The sequence below is a fragment of the Lutibacter sp. genome (assembly GCF_013041805.1).
Lineage (GTDB): Bacteria > Bacteroidota > Bacteroidia > Flavobacteriales > Flavobacteriaceae > Lutibacter.
Window position 1 is genome coordinate 1 of record NZ_JABDRI010000051.1, and the last position, 16156, is coordinate 16156.

The 16156-nt window shown below is 30.0% G+C and carries 16 protein-coding genes; 10 read left to right on the forward strand and 6 right to left on the reverse strand.

Features of this window, described 5'->3' with window-relative positions; all coding sequences use genetic code 11:
- On the reverse strand, positions 1 to 437 hold a 437-nt coding region (locus tag HKP59_RS06965), incomplete at its 3' end, for a hypothetical protein (protein WP_291804897.1).
- Between the two features lie 443 nt (positions 438 to 880).
- Here HKP59_RS06965 and HKP59_RS06970 point away from each other — a divergent pair.
- Both HKP59_RS06970 and HKP59_RS06975 read left to right on the forward strand, forming a co-directional pair.
- Positions 881 to 2335 carry a redoxin domain-containing protein gene (locus tag HKP59_RS06970; RefSeq protein ID WP_291804902.1) on the forward strand — a complete coding sequence of 485 codons (1455 nt, stop codon included), beginning with the start codon at positions 881 to 883 and terminating at the stop codon, positions 2333 to 2335.
- Positions 2336 to 2370: 35 nt separating this feature from the next.
- A complete protein-coding gene (locus HKP59_RS06975; RefSeq protein WP_291804905.1) occupies positions 2371 to 3087 on the forward strand; it encodes a methyltransferase in 717 nt (238 codons plus the stop codon).
- Between the two features lie 38 nt (positions 3088 to 3125).
- Here the strand turns inward: HKP59_RS06975 and HKP59_RS06980 are convergent, their stop codons facing one another.
- Both HKP59_RS06980 and HKP59_RS06985 read right to left on the reverse strand, forming a co-directional pair.
- Positions 3126 to 4496, reverse strand: coding sequence for a saccharopine dehydrogenase family protein (locus HKP59_RS06980; protein WP_291804937.1), 1371 nt, complete (start codon positions 4494 to 4496; stop codon positions 3126 to 3128).
- A gap of 74 nt (positions 4497 to 4570) precedes the next feature.
- Complete coding sequence (locus tag HKP59_RS06985) at positions 4571 to 4804, reverse strand: DUF2007 domain-containing protein (protein WP_291804907.1); 234 nt, start codon at positions 4802 to 4804, stop codon at positions 4571 to 4573.
- 83 nt (positions 4805 to 4887) lie between these two features.
- On the opposite strand from HKP59_RS06985, the gene HKP59_RS06990 reads away from it, so the two are divergent.
- Positions 4888 to 5265 carry a DUF423 domain-containing protein gene (locus HKP59_RS06990; protein ID WP_291804909.1) on the forward strand — a complete coding sequence of 126 codons (378 nt, stop codon included), beginning with the start codon at positions 4888 to 4890 and terminating at the stop codon, positions 5263 to 5265.
- Positions 5266 to 5555: 290 nt separating this feature from the next.
- Positions 5556 to 7178, forward strand: a complete 1623-nt coding sequence (gene pckA, locus HKP59_RS06995) for a phosphoenolpyruvate carboxykinase (ATP) (protein WP_291804912.1) — start codon at positions 5556 to 5558, stop codon at positions 7176 to 7178.
- Positions 7179 to 7231: 53 nt separating this feature from the next.
- Here the strand turns inward: pckA and HKP59_RS07000 are convergent, their stop codons facing one another.
- Positions 7232 to 7636: a DUF6146 family protein gene (locus HKP59_RS07000; protein ID WP_291804914.1), complete on the reverse strand. Its 405-nt coding sequence runs from the start codon at positions 7634 to 7636 to the stop codon at positions 7232 to 7234.
- A gap of 112 nt (positions 7637 to 7748) precedes the next feature.
- Between HKP59_RS07000 and ggt the strand changes: the two genes are divergently transcribed.
- Both ggt and HKP59_RS07010 read left to right on the forward strand, forming a co-directional pair.
- Entirely contained in the window at positions 7749 to 9434 is a 1686-nt protein-coding gene (gene ggt, locus HKP59_RS07005) for a gamma-glutamyltransferase (RefSeq protein ID WP_291804917.1), read from the forward strand.
- Between the two features lie 6 nt (positions 9435 to 9440).
- A complete protein-coding gene (locus tag HKP59_RS07010) occupies positions 9441 to 10007 on the forward strand; it encodes a DNA-3-methyladenine glycosylase I (protein ID WP_291804919.1) in 567 nt (188 codons plus the stop codon).
- 59 nt (positions 10008 to 10066) lie between these two features.
- Here the strand turns inward: HKP59_RS07010 and HKP59_RS07015 are convergent, their stop codons facing one another.
- The gene (locus HKP59_RS07015; protein WP_291804921.1) at positions 10067 to 11077 is read right to left on the reverse strand and encodes an SRPBCC family protein; all 1011 of its coding nucleotides are present in this window, start codon (positions 11075 to 11077) and stop codon (positions 10067 to 10069) included.
- A 92-nt stretch (positions 11078 to 11169) separates the two neighbouring features.
- On the opposite strand from HKP59_RS07015, the gene HKP59_RS07020 reads away from it, so the two are divergent.
- Positions 11170 to 13200 (forward strand): dihydrofolate reductase, encoded by a 2031-nt coding sequence (locus HKP59_RS07020; RefSeq protein ID WP_291804924.1) that lies wholly within the window; start codon positions 11170 to 11172, stop codon positions 13198 to 13200.
- Between the two features lie 61 nt (positions 13201 to 13261).
- On the opposite strand, the gene HKP59_RS07025 is transcribed toward HKP59_RS07020, so the two are convergent.
- On the reverse strand, positions 13262 to 13447 hold the full coding sequence (locus HKP59_RS07025; RefSeq protein WP_291804927.1) for a hypothetical protein: 186 nt from the start codon (positions 13445 to 13447) through the stop codon (positions 13262 to 13264).
- A 61-nt stretch (positions 13448 to 13508) separates the two neighbouring features.
- Between HKP59_RS07025 and HKP59_RS07030 the strand changes: the two genes are divergently transcribed.
- From HKP59_RS07030 to HKP59_RS07040, 3 genes are all read left to right on the forward strand, one after another.
- Positions 13509 to 14225, forward strand: a complete 717-nt coding sequence (locus HKP59_RS07030; RefSeq protein ID WP_291804929.1) for an SDR family NAD(P)-dependent oxidoreductase — start codon at positions 13509 to 13511, stop codon at positions 14223 to 14225.
- 9 nt (positions 14226 to 14234) lie between these two features.
- Complete coding sequence (locus HKP59_RS07035) at positions 14235 to 14627, forward strand: nucleoside triphosphate pyrophosphohydrolase family protein (protein ID WP_291804931.1); 393 nt, start codon at positions 14235 to 14237, stop codon at positions 14625 to 14627.
- An 81-nt stretch (positions 14628 to 14708) separates the two neighbouring features.
- A partial coding sequence (locus HKP59_RS07040) for a M13 family metallopeptidase (protein ID WP_291804934.1) occupies positions 14709 to 16156 on the forward strand: 1448 nt, incomplete at its 3' end.

Consider the following 16156-nt stretch of genomic DNA (forward strand, 5'->3'; position numbering starts at 1 on the left):
GGGAAAGCAGTTTCACTTACGCAATATGTTTGATCAACTAAAGGATCAACAGAAGGAGCTATATATTGAAAATCAAGAACTGAAGGAATACCTCCATCAACTGCCAATGGACCAGATGTGGAGCCACATGGAATTATTACATTTAGTTCTGTACTTGATATAAAAGTAACATTTGAGGGGCTAATTGGAACTCCGTTAAGTGTAACTGTAGACAAAGGTATTGCTGTAAAAGTCCCAGCTAAATCAGTAATAGTTACAATTGTTCCAGCATGACCAGTCAGAGGTGAAAAAGATGGATTATCTGCATCAGATCTTTCAAGTATACTGTTATTATCTAACTTATTTTCAAAGGAATTTGAATATAAAGTTGTAGAAATTAATAATATTAAAAACAAAGAAATTACTCTTCTTAGTGATAAAAAGGTATTACTATACATAGCGCAACGAGGTTTAATGATTTATTGTATTACGAGGGGATAAATCATGTCATTATATACAAATATAATAAAAAATGTCTAAAAAAAATTAATATAATTTTAATTTTCAGACTATTAGCATTCTTTTTAAAAATATCATATTTCACTATTTATGTTTTATGCCTCTATTTACTAAGTTAAATCAATAAATTAATAAATTTTCTTTCAATTTCTAATAAGAAACTATTTATGTGCAGAGTTAAAAGTTTTGGACTTTTTATAACTGTTGAATTAATACTTGCATTTTCTGAAGTAATGACTTTTATTAAAAAATAGCAGAGTATGGCCAAAACTAAGTTATTTTTATAATAGTGATATTAAATACTTTTACCTATTTCAGAAAACAGTTTTATATTTGTCATTATGATAATTCAGTGACTCTAAAAAATAATAACTATAAATCCATGAAATATTTTTTGGTAATTTTTTTAAATATTTTTTCATCTCTTGTTTTATGGGCTCAACCTGCCTTAAACTCGACAAAATCTCACTTAGAATTTATAGCTTCAGAGTTTAGTAATAATAGATACTATTTAGCTGGTTACTATGGAAAATATACAGTTTTATTAGATTCGGTAAATGCTTCAAATAAAGGTAGTATTGTATTTAAAAAAGATAAAAAATATACTGAAGGAATTTATTTATTGGTTGATAGTAATAAAAGTATTGTAACCGAATTTATAATGGATAAAAATCAACATTTTTCAATGGACATTGACCTTAAAAATCCATTAAAAAATACAGTTTCGAACTCAAAAACAAATCAAGACTTTTTGCAATTTAATAGGTTTTTAAAAAATAGATTTTCAAAATTAGATACTTTAAATAGTTCTCTTGCAAATCAAAAAACAAAAAATGATAGTGTACTTATTCATAATAAAATGGCAACCATTCAAAAAGAAATAAGTAGCTATAAAAATGATTATATAAACAAGTACCCAGAAAATGTGATTTCATTGTTGTATAAACTTTCATACTCTATAGATTCTTATTTTGAAACTGTCGATAGTTCTGTGTTGCTAAAAAATAAAATGGACAGTTTAAATTATCTAAAAAACAATTTTTTTGAAGGAATTGATTTTAGTGATGAAAGATTGCTAAGAAATCCTTTCTTAGAAAAAAAGATAGGAACCTATTTTACTTCATTAGTAAATCAAACTTCTGAAGATATTACTCCAGAGGTTTTTAAAATTTTAGAAAGTACTGGATCAAAAGAAAACGAAATGTTCTCGTATTTAAGCTTTTATTTTTTGAACACCTATGCAGCACCAAAAATTATGGGGCTTGATAGAGTTTTTGTTAATATTTATCAGAAATATTTTAACAATAAAACCTACTCTTGGTTAAAAGAACCACAAAGATTGTCTATTCGTGATATTTACATAGACTTAAAAGGTAATCTTATTGGTAATCGTGCTCCAAATTTATTTTTAAAAACTATGTTGGATAAAAGAATTGACTTATATGATATAAATGCATCTTATATAGTGTTAGTTTTTTGGGACCCTAGTTGTGGACATTGTAAAACAGAGCTTCCAAAAATAAATAAAATATATACTCAATCTTGGAAGAAAAAAAACATTAAAATTTTAGCTGTAAATATCAATGTAGATTTAAAAGATCAATGGAAGCAGTTTATAGAAAAGGAAGAACTAAAAGATTGGATTCATACCTATCCGTCAGATGTTGTTACAGGTAATTATACCAAAGAAGAGGTTGATTTTCAAACACTTTATAATGTGCATCAAACACCTGTTCTTTATTTGTTAGATGAGAATAAAAATTTTATTGCAAAAAAAGTGAGTTTTGAGCAATATCTAGACATCATTAAAAATATTGAACAGAAACTAAGTGAATAAGCTTAACCCTATTTTAATTAGAAAAATATTATTTAATGAGTAAATCCTTTCAGTTTAAACAGTTTAGCATTCAACAAGATAAAACAGCTATGAAAGTAGGAACGGATGGTGTTTTATTGGGGGCTTGGGTTAGTTTAGATTTAAATCCGTTTAGTGTCTTGGATATTGGTACTGGAACCGGTTTAATTGCCTTAATGCTAGCGCAAAGAAGCAATGCAGAACTCATAGACGGTATTGAGTTAAATGATGAAGCGTATGAGCAATCGGTTGATAATTTTGAAAATAGCGATTGGGGAGATCGATTATTTTGTTATCACGCCTCGTTACAAGAATTTACTGAGGAAATTGATGAAACTTACGATTTAATTGTTTCAAACCCTCCATTTTACACTTCTACGTACAAAGAGTTGACAAAAGAAAGAGCAATGGCTCGTCACGTTGAGAGCTTACCATACGCAGCTTTATTAAAAAATGTTTCTAAATTATTAGCTAAAACAGGAAGTTGTGCTTTTATTATTCCTTTTGATGAAGAGGCGAAATTTATAGAATTAGCAAGTAAAAATAGCTTGTTTTTAAATAGGTTGACAAGAGTTAAAGGAACAATAAATTCTGCAATAAAAAGAAGTTTAGTGCAATTTTCATTTTCAGAAAAAACGACAATTGAAGAATCAGAATTAATTATAGAAATTGAAAGACACACACATACAAGAGAGTATATAAAACTAGTAAAGGATTTCTATTTAAAAATGTAATCGTATATCAAAATCCTTTACTAGTTTAGTAAAATGAGTTACCAAATTTTTTCATCAGGGTTATACCCTAAATATGGCAAGTTTTTTTCTTTAAAAATAATGCCGTTCTCCTCTAGTTCTTTTAAAATAGGTTCGTAAACTTCTTTACTTATTGGAAGTTGAACACCAGGTGTTTTAATTTCACCATTTAGGATTTTTAACGTAGCAATTGCAACTGGTAAACCCACTGTTTTTGCCATAGCAGTATAAGTTTGATTGTCCCCAATACATACCATACTACTTTCAATTTGATGCTTTTCACCAGCAAGTTCAAACCCAAATTGATGCTGCATAACAATCATGTCTTTATCATCTTCTTCTAATGTCCAACTATCTTTTAATATTTTTTCAAGTATTTGAGCTGGGGTAGCATTTACTAGTTCAACCTTTTTGGTAGGATTAAATATATTTAATTCTAGTAATTTCTCCCAAATAATATCATCCTGATCAATTTTTAGATAATGTCGTAATTTTAATTCGACAGAATCATTTGTGTTATAGGCTAAAAATGAATTGGTAAAATCTCTATAGCTCATATGTTCAGAATCTTCAATGGTATAGCTGTCATCAGTCATTCCTAATTGAACAAAAATATTCCAAGCTCTAGAATAGCCAACACGTCTTATAGTTCCTCTATACAAAGTTAAAATATCATCTAGGCCATATATATTTTTGTATTTCAAAGAATCTCTGTTTGCATAGCCTTCAAATTTTCCATATCCATCAATATTTAATATTTCTGTTCTTCTAAATAATTTGTGGTAGGGAATATATTTGTATTTACCTTCTTGTAGAAATTTTGCAGCACCACCTTGTCCAGCTAAAACAACATTTCTTGGATTCCATGTAAATTTATAATTCCATAAATTGGTATCGCTTTCGGGAGCTACTAAGCCACCTGTAAATGATTCAAAAAGTAACATTTCACCTCCTTTATCTCGAATAGAATCAATTACTTGCATAGCACTCATATGGTCAATGCCAGGGTCTAATCCAATTTCATTCATGAAAATTAAGTTCTTTTCAACTACATATTCATTTAACGCTTTCATTTCTTTTGATATGTAAGAAGCGGTTACCATATTTTTTCCAAATAACAAGCAATCTTTCGCAACATTTAAGTGCAAATGAGCAGGAAGCATAGAGATAACAATATCTGAATTTTTAATTGCTTTTTTTCTTTCAACTTCGTTAAAAATATCTAATAATAATGATGAACTATTTTCATGATTGTTTAGAATAGTTTGAACGTGTTTTAAAGAAACATCAGCCACTGTTAAATGTAAATTTTCTTTAAAAGATTTTTGAAGTAAATAGGTAATTAAGGAAGAAGATGATTGACCAGCACCAATTAGCAATATTTTTCTCATTTTCGTATTCATTAAGTAAATTTAGAGGTCTACGAAAATACGAATTAAATAGATGGTTTTTAAAATAAATTTAATTAATTGTCTTCTAAATTTACATCATCTAGTATTTTTTTTGCTTTTATGAAATCTGAACGATCAACTTTCAATTTATAGCCTTCAACAAAGGCAGTTCCAATAGTTGTTGTAATATTTTCATCAACAATATAACTTTCAATTTCGTGGCTAGCTAATAAAGTTTTAGCAATGTGAATCCGGTGAATTAAACTAGCCGTTAATAGAGTCACTAAAGAGTTTGAATGATTTTTCATATTTTTTATTTAGTGAAATATATAAATTATTTATGAACTATACATGATTAATTTTTATGTTTGTAACTAAAATTTAAGTAAAAATGAATAAGAACTTAGTTATTACCTCTCTATTAGGAGCAATTACTATTTTATTGGGGGCTTTTGGTGCTCATGCATTAAAAGAAATTTTAGATGAAAGTGCCTTAAAAAGTTTCGAAACAGCAGTAAGATATCAAATGTATCACGTGCTAGTTTTATTAGTTGTTAATACCTATCCAAAGTTTAGTGCAAAATCTAAAAATATAATTAGCTATTTATTTTTTAGCGGTATTTTATTTTTTTCAGGATCAATATATGTAATTACTTTTGGGGTAAATGCTAAAAGTATTTGGTTTATTACACCTTTAGGAGGCTTATTATTTGTTTTAGGTTGGTTGAAGATGGCTATGGTATTTTTTAAAAAGGCACCTAATAAATAGTATATTTTTTTATAAATCAGCTAAAAAAGAGATTGAAATGTTTAAATAAAATTTATCTTTGCCAAATATTTAAAAAAAATCGTTTTTTTTAACTAGCAACGAAAACGTTTTCGTTTTTAAGAATGATTTCTTTTTATGGTGTATTTAGTTGTTATAAAGTGGTTTATGAATTTTCAAACGTTTTAGTAAATAACTAAATTTACTGATAAATGTCATGAATGTTACAAATTAATAAAGTGTAAATTTGTTTAAATAAAATATAAATTAATTATTAAAGATAAAATTAAGTAATGGAAAATACTAAAAAATCAATACTTACGGCATTAAATAGTTTAGGGATTAAAAATACTAAAAGTGTAATTTATAATCCTTCATACGATAGTTTATATAAAGATGAACTTGATGCTTCTTTAGAAGGTTATGAAAGAGGTTTCTTAACTGAATTAGGAGCAGTTAATGTAATGACAGGTAAATTTACAGGTAGATCTCCAAAAGATAAATATATTGTAAAAGATGCAATTACTGAAGATACTATTTGGTGGACTTCAGATAAAGCACAAAATGATAATAAGCCAATTACACAAGAAATTTGGACTGATTTAAAAGAAACGGTTCTTACTGAATTATCAGACAAAAAATTATATGTGGTAGATACGTATTGTGGAGCTAATGCAGATACTCGATTAAAAGTTCGCTTTATAGTTGAAGTTGCTTGGCAAGCACATTTTGTTAAAAACATGTTTATTCGACCAACAGAAGAAGAATTGATCAATTATGGAGAGCCAGACTTTGTAGTGTTAAATGGTTCTAGAACAACAAATACGAAATGGAAAGAACACGGGTTAAATTCAGAAGTTTTTACGGTGTTTAATTTATCTGAAAAAATGCAAGTTATTGGCGGTTCTTGGTATGGTGGTGAAATGAAAAAAGGTATGTTTGCTATGATGAATTATTATCTTCCATTAAAAGGAATGGCTGCAATGCATTGTTCTGCAAACAAAGGGAAAGATGGTGATGTTGCAATTTTCTTTGGATTATCAGGTACTGGAAAAACAACATTATCTACAGATCCTAAACGAGAATTAATAGGAGATGATGAACACGGTTGGGATGATCAAGGAATTTTTAATTTTGAAGGTGGATGTTATGCAAAAACGATTGATTTAGATCCTGAAGCAGAGCCAGATATTTTTGGAGCAATTAAAAAAGATGCATTGTTAGAAAATGTAACCGTTGATAAAAAAGGTAAAATTGATTTTACAGATGGTTCAGTTACACAAAATACACGAGTTTCTTACCCAATTTATCATATTGAAAATATTGTAAAGCCAGTTTCAAAAGCAGGTCACGCTTCAAAAGTTATTTTCTTAACAGCAGATGCTTTTGGTGTAATGCCTCCAGTTTCTAAATTGACACCTGAACAAACTAAATATCACTTTTTATCTGGTTTTACTGCTAAATTAGCTGGTACAGAAAGAGGAGTTACTGAGCCTACACCAACTTTTTCAGCTTGTTTTGGTGAAGCATTTTTATCATTGCACCCAACTCAATATGGTGAAGAATTGGTAAAGAAAATGGAAGCACACAATGCAACAGCTTATTTAGTAAACACCGGTTGGAATGGTACAGGAAAACGTATTTCAATACAAGATACAAGAGCAATTATCGATAGAATTTTAGATGGTTCCATTGAAAAAGCAGCGACTAAAATAATACCTGTATTTAATTTAGAAGTTCCAACTTCATTGAATGAAGTACATGATGATATTTTAGATCCAAGAGATACTTATAAAGATGCATCTGAATGGGATAAAAGAGCAGCTAAATTGGCGAATTTGTTCATTAAAAATTTCGAAAAATATACAGATAATGATGAAGGTAAAGCACTTGTAGCAGCAGGACCTAAATTATAAATTAAAAGAATTATTCAGATTAAAAAAAGCCTCCATTTTGGAGGCTTTTTTTATTAAAATTTCTGATTGTATTTGTACTCAACAAACTTAAAGTAATTGTAAAGTTTATAATTAACATCTAAACCATAATCAATAGTAAAATTATAATCTATTCTATTTTCATAAATAGAAGTGTCATAGTTTCCTGGATTTTGAAATCTAATATTCCATTCAGTAACGTACAATCTATTTCTAGTTTCATAATATTGCTGGGAATAAAAACTAGCGGGCCTTGCTATTGAATTTAAATAAGCTTCAAATCCAATATCAATAATTAGAATTTCATATTCTAAACTATCATTCGCAATTCTAACCGCATGCTCAGGTAAGGGATCTTTAGTAGTTGAAGTTGTATTAAGAAATGAATTACAGCTAATTATCAATAGAAAAATTAAAACAGTGCTTAGTAAAGTTTTCATAATTTTAGTTTCATTAAATGTAACAATTAGTATTCCAAATTTATGAATTTAATATTCTAACTTTTAAATAATTACATTAGTTTTGTGATAAATCATTAAATATACTTAACAAATGAAACAATTTTTAGTAATTTTTATAACTTTAATTTCGCTACAGACGTATGCTCAAGATAGAGTGAATGGAGGTAAATTCGCAACCCGTTCAGAAGTAATTTCGCAAAACGGAATGGTTGCAACAAGTCATCCTTTAGCAACTCAAATAGGAATTGATATTTTAAAACAAGGAGGAAATGCAATTGATGCTGCAATTGCTGCGAATGCTGCATTGGGTTTAATGGAACCAACTGGTTCTGGAATTGGAGGTGATTTGTTTGCTATAATTTGGAGTGCAAAGGATCAAAAATTGTATGGATTAAATGCGAGTGGACGTTCACCTGAAAAGCTGACTCTTCAATATTTTAAAGATAAAAAGATGACCAAAATTCCTTCTTTTGGCCCATTACCTGTTTCAGTTCCAGGTTGTGTAGATGGTTGGTTTGAAATGCACGGTAAATTTGGAACTTTAGATATGGAGCAAATACTGAAACCAGCAATTGATTATGCAAATAATGGATTTCCTGTAACTGAATTAATAGGCTATTATTTAACGGGTACGTCACGAAGATTTAAAGAGTATCCAAATTTTGCTGATACCTACATGCCAAATGGAAACTCTTTAAACAAAGGGTCAGTTTTTAAAAATCCATATTTGGCCAACACTTATGATAAAATTGGAAAAGGAGGTAGAGATGCTTTTTACAAAGGGGAAGTTGCTAAAACAATTGCAAATTTTATTCAAGAGCAAGGAGGTTTTCTTTCAGTTAAGGATTTAGCAAATCATACGTCAGAATGGGTAGAGCCAATTTCATCGAATTATAGAGGATATGATGTTTGGGAATTACCTCCAAACGGACAAGGTACTGCTGCACTTCAAATACTAAACATTATGGAAGGTTATAATGTAAAAGAAATGGGATTTGGAAGCGCAGAATACATTCATCATTTTACAGAAGCTAAAAAATTAGCGTTTGAAGATAGAGCTAAGTATTATGCTGATCCTGCTTTTAATAAGCTTCCGGTAGAGCAACTAATTTCCAAAGAATATGCAAACGAACGCAGAAAATTAATTAATCCAAATAGAGCTGCAAGAAGTTATGATGCTGGAGAGCTCGAACAAGGAAATACAATTTATATGACCGTTGCTGATAAGTTTGGAAATATGGTTTCTCTTATACAAAGTAACTATAGAGGTATGGGCTCTGGAATGGTGCCTCCTAAATTAGGATTCATGCTGCAAGATAGAGGAGAATTATTTTCATTAGAAGAAGGGCATTTAAACGTTATTGAACCTAAAAAGAGACCTTTTCATACAATAATACCAGCATTTATCACCAAAAATGGCAAGCCGTGGGTGAGTTTCGGCTTAATGGGAGGAGCAATGCAGCCTCAAGGTCATGCTCAAATTGTAATCAATTTAATTGATTTTGAAATGAACCTACAAGAAGCTGGTGATGCACCTAGAATGCAACACAATGGATCTTCGGAACCAACGGGTGGTAAAATGACTGATGGAGGTCAACTAGTGCTGGAATCAGGTATTGATTATCAAACCATAAGAGCTTTAATGAGCAAAGGACATAAAGTTGGTTTTGAATTGGGAAGTTATGGAGGATACCAAGCGATTATGTGGGATGAAATAAACAAAGTGTATTTTGGTGCTTCAGAATCTAGAAAAGATGGGCAAGCATCTGGTTATTAAATTTTTATGGATAATTTAAGGCGTTGTGATTGGTGCGGAAATGATCCACTTTATATTGAATATCATGATAAAGAGTGGGGAGTTCCAATATATAATGATGCTAAATTATTTGAATTTTTAATTCTAGAAACGTTTCAGGCTGGGCTAAGTTGGATTACAATTTTACGTAAACGAGAAAATTTTATGAAGGCATTTGATAATTTTAATTACAAAAAAATAGCACTATATAATGAGGCTAAATTTGATGAATTAATTCAAAATGCAGGAATAATTAGAAACAAATTAAAAATAAAAGCAACCATTTCCAATGCTGCTGCTTTTATAAAAGTGAAAGAGGAATTTGGATCTTTTTCAAATTATATTTGGAAGTTTACAGAAGGAAAACCCATAAAGAATAGCTGGAAAGATGTAGGTGACTTACCATCAAATACAGAACTTTCTGAGTGTATTTCAAAAGATTTAAAAAAACGTGGATTTAAATTTGTAGGGTCAACTGTAATTTATGCGCACATGCAAGCTACCGGAATGGTAAATGATCATATTGTAGATTGTTTTAGATATAAGCAAGTGTAACTATCAACCAAAAAAAAACGGCTTATAAGCCATTTTTTTTTGGTTGTCTAAAGTTAAGTTTAATTTATAGGAATGTAAATTTCAGTGACCCATTTTGAAGGGTTCGATATGTCGTTTGAATTTATAGTATAAACTTCAAAAGGTTCTCCTCCATTTTTTTCTGTTAAACCTTTTTCCTTTATAGTTTTAAAAGCTACTTCCCAAGCTTTAACTGAAAATTTTGAATCACCTGTAAGTGTTGTTTTAAATGTTTTTTGAGGGGCTAAAAAGCCAGTTAAAACATTTCTTGTTGTAACAATTCGCTCCTTTACAGGAATACAAGTAGAGAACATAGTGGTATTATTAATTTCGTCCCATTTATGTGTTAAAGTAAATGGTTTACCGTTGGTTTCAATGTTATTTTCAGTCATATAATCTTTAATTATTGGAAACATTTCACCCATTTTTTTATTTTGTTCTTGAACTTTACAAGAGGTTGTTAAGTATAAATAATATCCACCTCCATAATCCACAATACCTTTAGTTTCAATAGTATGTTTTTCAAGTTCTTTTAATAGGTGTTGCTCTAATAATTCAAGACCTCTTTCGTACATTGGTTCCATGTTTTTTTCTATGCCTCCTTGCGTTAACCAATAGGCCTTTTCAGTAAATTCGCTTTTTCCTCGCATACCCCAAATAACCTCGGTGGTATCGTCAATTGTATTAAATTTCCAATAAACCTCAGGTTTTGTTCCAGTTCCAAAATCAATTTGTTGAATAATTTCTTTATTTGGAATAAGAGATAATGTTTCCATTGAGCCAATTCCATCAGTGCCTGTCCATGTATATGAAGCGCCAATACCACTTGTTTTTTCAGGGAAGGAAGCTATAATGGTAGAATCTAGTTCATACCAAGGACCCCATTTTTCCCAACTTTTAAAATCATTTACTTCATTAAAAACAACTTCAATAGGAGCTTTGATGATACGTGATTTACTTATATCGTAATTTCCGTCAAGAGTCGCTATATAAAATGAAATTCCAATAATAAAAATCAATACTAAAAAGAAAATATATTTTATAAGTTTCATAGGTAACAAATTTAAAGTTAGTCTATTGCTAATTTAAGGAATAATTAAATGCAAAATCATTAAATTTGAGAACACATTAAATATACCTTAAAATGAAGATTAAATATTTATTACCGATACTGTTTGGTTTGACAGTTTTATTATCTTGTGAAAACAATCATAAAGAAACACTTGAAAAAGAAAATACTGCAGAATTTAATTATGTTGTGGAACAATTTGCAGATATTAAAATTCTCAGATATCAAATTCCGGGGTTTGATGAACTTACTTTAAAACAAAAGAAACTTGTATATTATTTATCTGAAGCAGGTATGGCTGGCCGGGATATTATTTATGACCAAAACTATCGATATAATTTACAAATTAGACGTTCTTTTGAGCAGGTTTATCAAAATTTTAAAGGAGATAAAACTACTGATGAATGGAAAGGTTTTGAAACTTATCTAAAAAGAGTTTGGTTTTCAAACGGTATCCACCATCACTATTCAACTGCTAAATTTAAGCCAGAATTTTCGAAAGATTATTTAACAATGTTGTTGAATGAAACAGGTGCAAAACTGAATATGGATGCTTTTGACGCTATTTTTAATGATGCTGATTCTAAAAAAGTAAATTTAGATGCATCTAAAGGTTTGTTAGCAGGATCTGCAGTTAATTTTTATTCACCAAATATAACTGCTGAAGAAGTTGACGCTTTTTATGCTTCAAAAATTGATAAAAGTGATGAAACACCTATTGAATATGGTTTAAATTCTAAATTAGTTAAAAATGAAGATGGCACTATTGAAGAAAAAGTATGGAAAGTAGATGGAATGTATGGTAAATCAATTGAAAAAATTTTGTTTTGGTTGGAGAAAGCAGCTAGTGTAGCAGAGAATGAAAAACAAGCTGAAGCTTTAAAATTATTAATTCAATATTATCAAACAGGAAATTTAGAAACTTGGGATCAATATAATATTGCCTGGGCAACAAATACTGAAGGCGATATTGACTATATAAATGGATTTATAGAAGTGTATAACGATCCGAAAGCCTTTAGAGGCTCTTATGAGTCACTTGTTCAAATTAAAGATTTTGATATGTCTAAAAAAATGGCCGTTGTTTCTGAAAACGCACAATGGTTTGAAGATAATTCACCTTTAATGGAGGAGCATAAGAAGAAAAATGTAGTTGGAGTTTCATACAAAACGGTTAACGTTGCTTCAGAATCTGGGGATTCTTCACCAGCTACACCAATTGGTGTTAATTTACCAAATAACAATTGGATTCGTCAAAATCATGGGTCAAAATCAGTATCATTAGGAAATATTATTCATGCTTATAACAATGCAGGCGGAACTGAAAAATTAAAAGAATTTGCCTATGACGAGGCAGAAATTAAAGCCGAGACAGAATATGGACAATTAGTAGGTAAATTGCATACGTCGTTGCACGAAGTTATTGGACATGCCAGTGGGCTTATCAATCCAGGTATTGGGCAGCCTAAAGAAACACTTAAAAATTATGCTTCAACTTTAGAAGAAGCTCGTGCAGATTTAGTAGGGTTGTATTATCTACCTTCTGAAAAATTAGTAGAAATGAAAATTTCTCCAAATGCTGAAGGAATTGGAAAAGCAGCTTACGATGGTTATATTAGAAATGGTTTATTAACCCAATTAATTCGTTTAAATTTAGGTGATGATGTTGAAGAATCTCATATGAGAAACAGACAGTTAGTTGCTGCCTGGGCTTTTGAAAAAGGAGCGAAAGAAAACGTAATTGAAAAAGTAATGAGAGATAGCAAAACCTATTTTGTTATTAGAGATTATGTAAAATTAAGAGTCCTTTTTGGTGAATTGTTAAGAGAAATTCAACGCATTAAATCTGAAGGAGATTTTGAAGCTGGAAAAGCATTGGTTGAAACATATGGTGTAAAAGTAGATCAAGATATTCATAAGGAGGTGCTAGATCGTAATAGTAAATTTAAATCGGCTCCTTACAGCGGGTTTGTGAATCCTGTTTTAGTTCCTGAAAAAGATTTAGAAGGAAATATTATAGATATCAAAATTACGCAACCAGATAGTTTTAGTGAGCAAATGCTCGAATATGCGAAAATGTATACCACATTACCCGATGTGAATTAAATTTAAATTACTAATAAAAAGCTGCTTATGGTTGACGTAATGTTAATTGTGAGCAGTTTTTTTAATGAAGAGAAAAAGTAATTAAAGTAAAAATTGCAATGGTTAAAAAAGCCGCAATAATTATAATAAATGTGTTTTTATAATGCTTTTTATGAATTTTAATATCTTTTCGATAACTCCAAATCATTAAAAGTGTAAATGCAATTACAAAAAAAGCCGCAAAAATTAGTTGTCCTTTACTAAACATATTTAATGTGTATATTTAGCATCAAAAATACATAAATTTTAATTCCAAATTTGGTTAAATTATGAAAAACGCATTAATTATTGGAGCAACTTCCGGAATAGGGAAGGAATTAGCCAAATTGTTAGTAGCTGATAATTATAAAGTAGTGATTACTGGTCGACGTAAAAAATTGTTGCAAGAAATTAAAAATTTAAATCCAAATAATTACATTATAAAGGTTCATGATGTTACAAATATTGATTCTTGTGAAACCTTGTTTAAGGAGGTAAAAGAAGAATTAGAAACAATTGACTTACTAGTTTATAGCTCAGGTGTGGGCGAACCAAATTATAAATTAGAATGGGAAGTAGAATTACCAACTTTACAAACTAATATTATTGCTGCTACTAAAATTTATGGTTTAGCATATAATTTATTTAGGAAACAAGGATTTGGACATTTAGTTGGTATTTCATCCATTGCATCTATTAGGGGGAATAGGCATGTGCCAGCTTATTTTGCCTCAAAAGCGTTTCAAGCGAATTATTTGGAATCTCTTTGGTTAAAAGGTAAAAGAAGCAAATCTAATATTGTGGTAACTGATATTCAGCCGGGATTTGTTGATACTTCAATGGCTCTTGGTAAAACGTTTTGGATGTCAACAACAGAAAAAGCAACCAAACAAATTTATACAGCGATTAAAAGAAAAAAAAAGAAAGCGTATATCACAAAAAGATGGAGGCTCATAGCGATGATTTTAAAAATAGTACCATCATCATTACTTCATAAATTTTTATAAATTAAAACAATGAAAAATAAGTTAAAAGCAGTACAAGAATTTCATGAAGCATTTGGGCTCGGAATTCAGCATACACCAATAGCAAATTTAAATGATGCCAAATTAAAACTACGATTTGATTTAATGGCGGAAGAAAATGAAGAATATTTAGAAGCAGCAAAAAATAACGATATTGTTGAAGTGGCTGATGCGCTGGGTGATATGCTCTATATTTTATGTGGTACAATATTAGAACACGGAATGCAATATAAAATTGAAGAGGTCTTTAATGAAATTCAGCGAAGTAATATGAGTAAATTAGGCGCAAATGGAAAACCTATATACAGAGAAGACGGAAAAGTAATGAAAGGCCCTAATTATTTTAAACCAAATATTTTAGAAATAATATATAATGAATCTTAACATTTTTTTAAGCGGAATTAACTTAAAAAATCGTTATTTTATCGTTCTTAAAATTAATTAATAAACTAACAATCAACCATTATGAAAATTACAATAAAAAAGTTTTTACTTTTTAATCTAGTAGCAGTATTAACTGTCCTAGTTTCTTGTAAAAGTGAAAAGCAAACTGAAGAGAAAATTCCTGGAATTATTGTTGAAAATATGGACAACACAATACGTCCAAACGATGATTTTTTCAGACATGTTAACGGTACTTGGCTAGATAAAACTGAGATTCCTGCAGACAGAACATCTTGGGGAGCTTTTAACGAACTAAGAAAAAAAACAGATTTAGATGTTTTAACAATCTTAAATGAGGCAATTGCAGAAGATAAATTTCCTAAACTAAAAGATGCGGAAGGGAACTTGACACTAGAATCTGATCAAAAGAAAGCAGTAAACTTTTACGAAACAATTATGGATACGGTGGCTCGAAATGAGCAAGGAATAGCGCCTATTCAACCATTTTTAGCTAAGATTGATGCAGTAACTAATTTAGATGAGCTACAAAATTTATTAGTAGAAATGGCACCATACGGAGGTGCAGGGTTTTTTAATTTTGCAGTTTTTAACGATTTAAAAGATAGTAAAATGAATGCTGGATACGTGACACCAGCAGGTTTAGGATTATCTCGTGATTATTATGTTGATCAGGATGAAGATACGAAAGAAAAGCGCACAAAGTATATTGCTCATATTGCACGAATGCTACAGTTTTTTGGAGATTCGGAAGAAGTTGCGACTGCGAATGCAGATAAAATATTTCAATATGAATATAATTTAGCGGAACCAAGATTCACAAAAGAGGAGTCTAGAGATACAAGAAAAATGTACAACCCTAAAACAATGACTGAGTTGACTGAGCTATCACCTTCAATTAATTGGGACACTTATTTTAAAGGTTTAGGCATAGATAATTTAGAAAAAGTTATTGTAATGCAGCCAAATTATATGATGGCAATGGATAAAATTTTGACATCGAGTTCAATGGATGATATTAAACTATATCTGCGTTGGACTGCAATTGATAGAGCGGCAGGAATGCTAAATAATGAAATTGAAGTTGCAAACTGGGAGTTTTATAGCAAAGAATTAAGAGGAGCTCAAAAACAGCGACCAAGAGATGAAAGAGCATTAGGTTCGTTAAATGGATCTATAGGTGAAGCTTTAGGTAAATTGTATGTTGATAAAAAATTCCCACCTGAAGCCAAAGCCAAAGCAGAAGAAATGATTGCAAACGTAATGAAAGGTTTTGAAAAACGTATCAATGCATTAGAGTGGATGAGTCCTGAAACTAAAACAAAAGCATTAGAGAAATTAACTAAAATGACCGTTAAAATTGCGTATCCTGATAAGTGGACAGATTATTCTGCATTAGATGTGAAAGGTGTAAAAGACGGTGGATCGTATTTTCAAAATTCAGTAAACATTTCTAAATGGAATTTTGAAAAGGATATGGAAAAACTAGGGAAACCAGTTGATAGATCAGA

Bases quoted from the DNA above. Each gene is read 5' to 3' on its own strand.
- HKP59_RS06970 (WP_291804902.1), top strand. From the start codon at position 881: ATGAAATATTTTTTGGTAATTTTTTTAAATATTTTTTCATCTCTTGTT.
- HKP59_RS06975 (WP_291804905.1), top strand. From the start codon at position 2,371: ATGAGTAAATCCTTTCAGTTTAAACAGTTTAGCATTCAACAAGATAAA.
- HKP59_RS06980 (WP_291804937.1), bottom strand. From the start codon at position 4,496: ATGAGAAAAATATTGCTAATTGGTGCTGGTCAATCATCTTCTTCCTTA.
- HKP59_RS06985 (WP_291804907.1), bottom strand. From the start codon at position 4,804: ATGAAAAATCATTCAAACTCTTTAGTGACTCTATTAACGGCTAGTTTA.
- HKP59_RS06990 (WP_291804909.1), top strand. From the start codon at position 4,888: ATGAATAAGAACTTAGTTATTACCTCTCTATTAGGAGCAATTACTATT.
- pckA (WP_291804912.1), top strand. From the start codon at position 5,556: ATGGAAAATACTAAAAAATCAATACTTACGGCATTAAATAGTTTAGGG.
- HKP59_RS07000 (WP_291804914.1), bottom strand. From the start codon at position 7,636: ATGAAAACTTTACTAAGCACTGTTTTAATTTTTCTATTGATAATTAGC.
- ggt (WP_291804917.1), top strand. From the start codon at position 7,749: ATGAAACAATTTTTAGTAATTTTTATAACTTTAATTTCGCTACAGACG.
- HKP59_RS07010 (WP_291804919.1), top strand. From the start codon at position 9,441: ATGGATAATTTAAGGCGTTGTGATTGGTGCGGAAATGATCCACTTTAT.
- HKP59_RS07015 (WP_291804921.1), bottom strand. From the start codon at position 11,077: ATGAAACTTATAAAATATATTTTCTTTTTAGTATTGATTTTTATTATT.
- HKP59_RS07020 (WP_291804924.1), top strand. From the start codon at position 11,170: ATGAAGATTAAATATTTATTACCGATACTGTTTGGTTTGACAGTTTTA.
- HKP59_RS07025 (WP_291804927.1), bottom strand. From the start codon at position 13,447: ATGTTTAGTAAAGGACAACTAATTTTTGCGGCTTTTTTTGTAATTGCA.
- HKP59_RS07030 (WP_291804929.1), top strand. From the start codon at position 13,509: ATGAAAAACGCATTAATTATTGGAGCAACTTCCGGAATAGGGAAGGAA.
- HKP59_RS07035 (WP_291804931.1), top strand. From the start codon at position 14,235: ATGAAAAATAAGTTAAAAGCAGTACAAGAATTTCATGAAGCATTTGGG.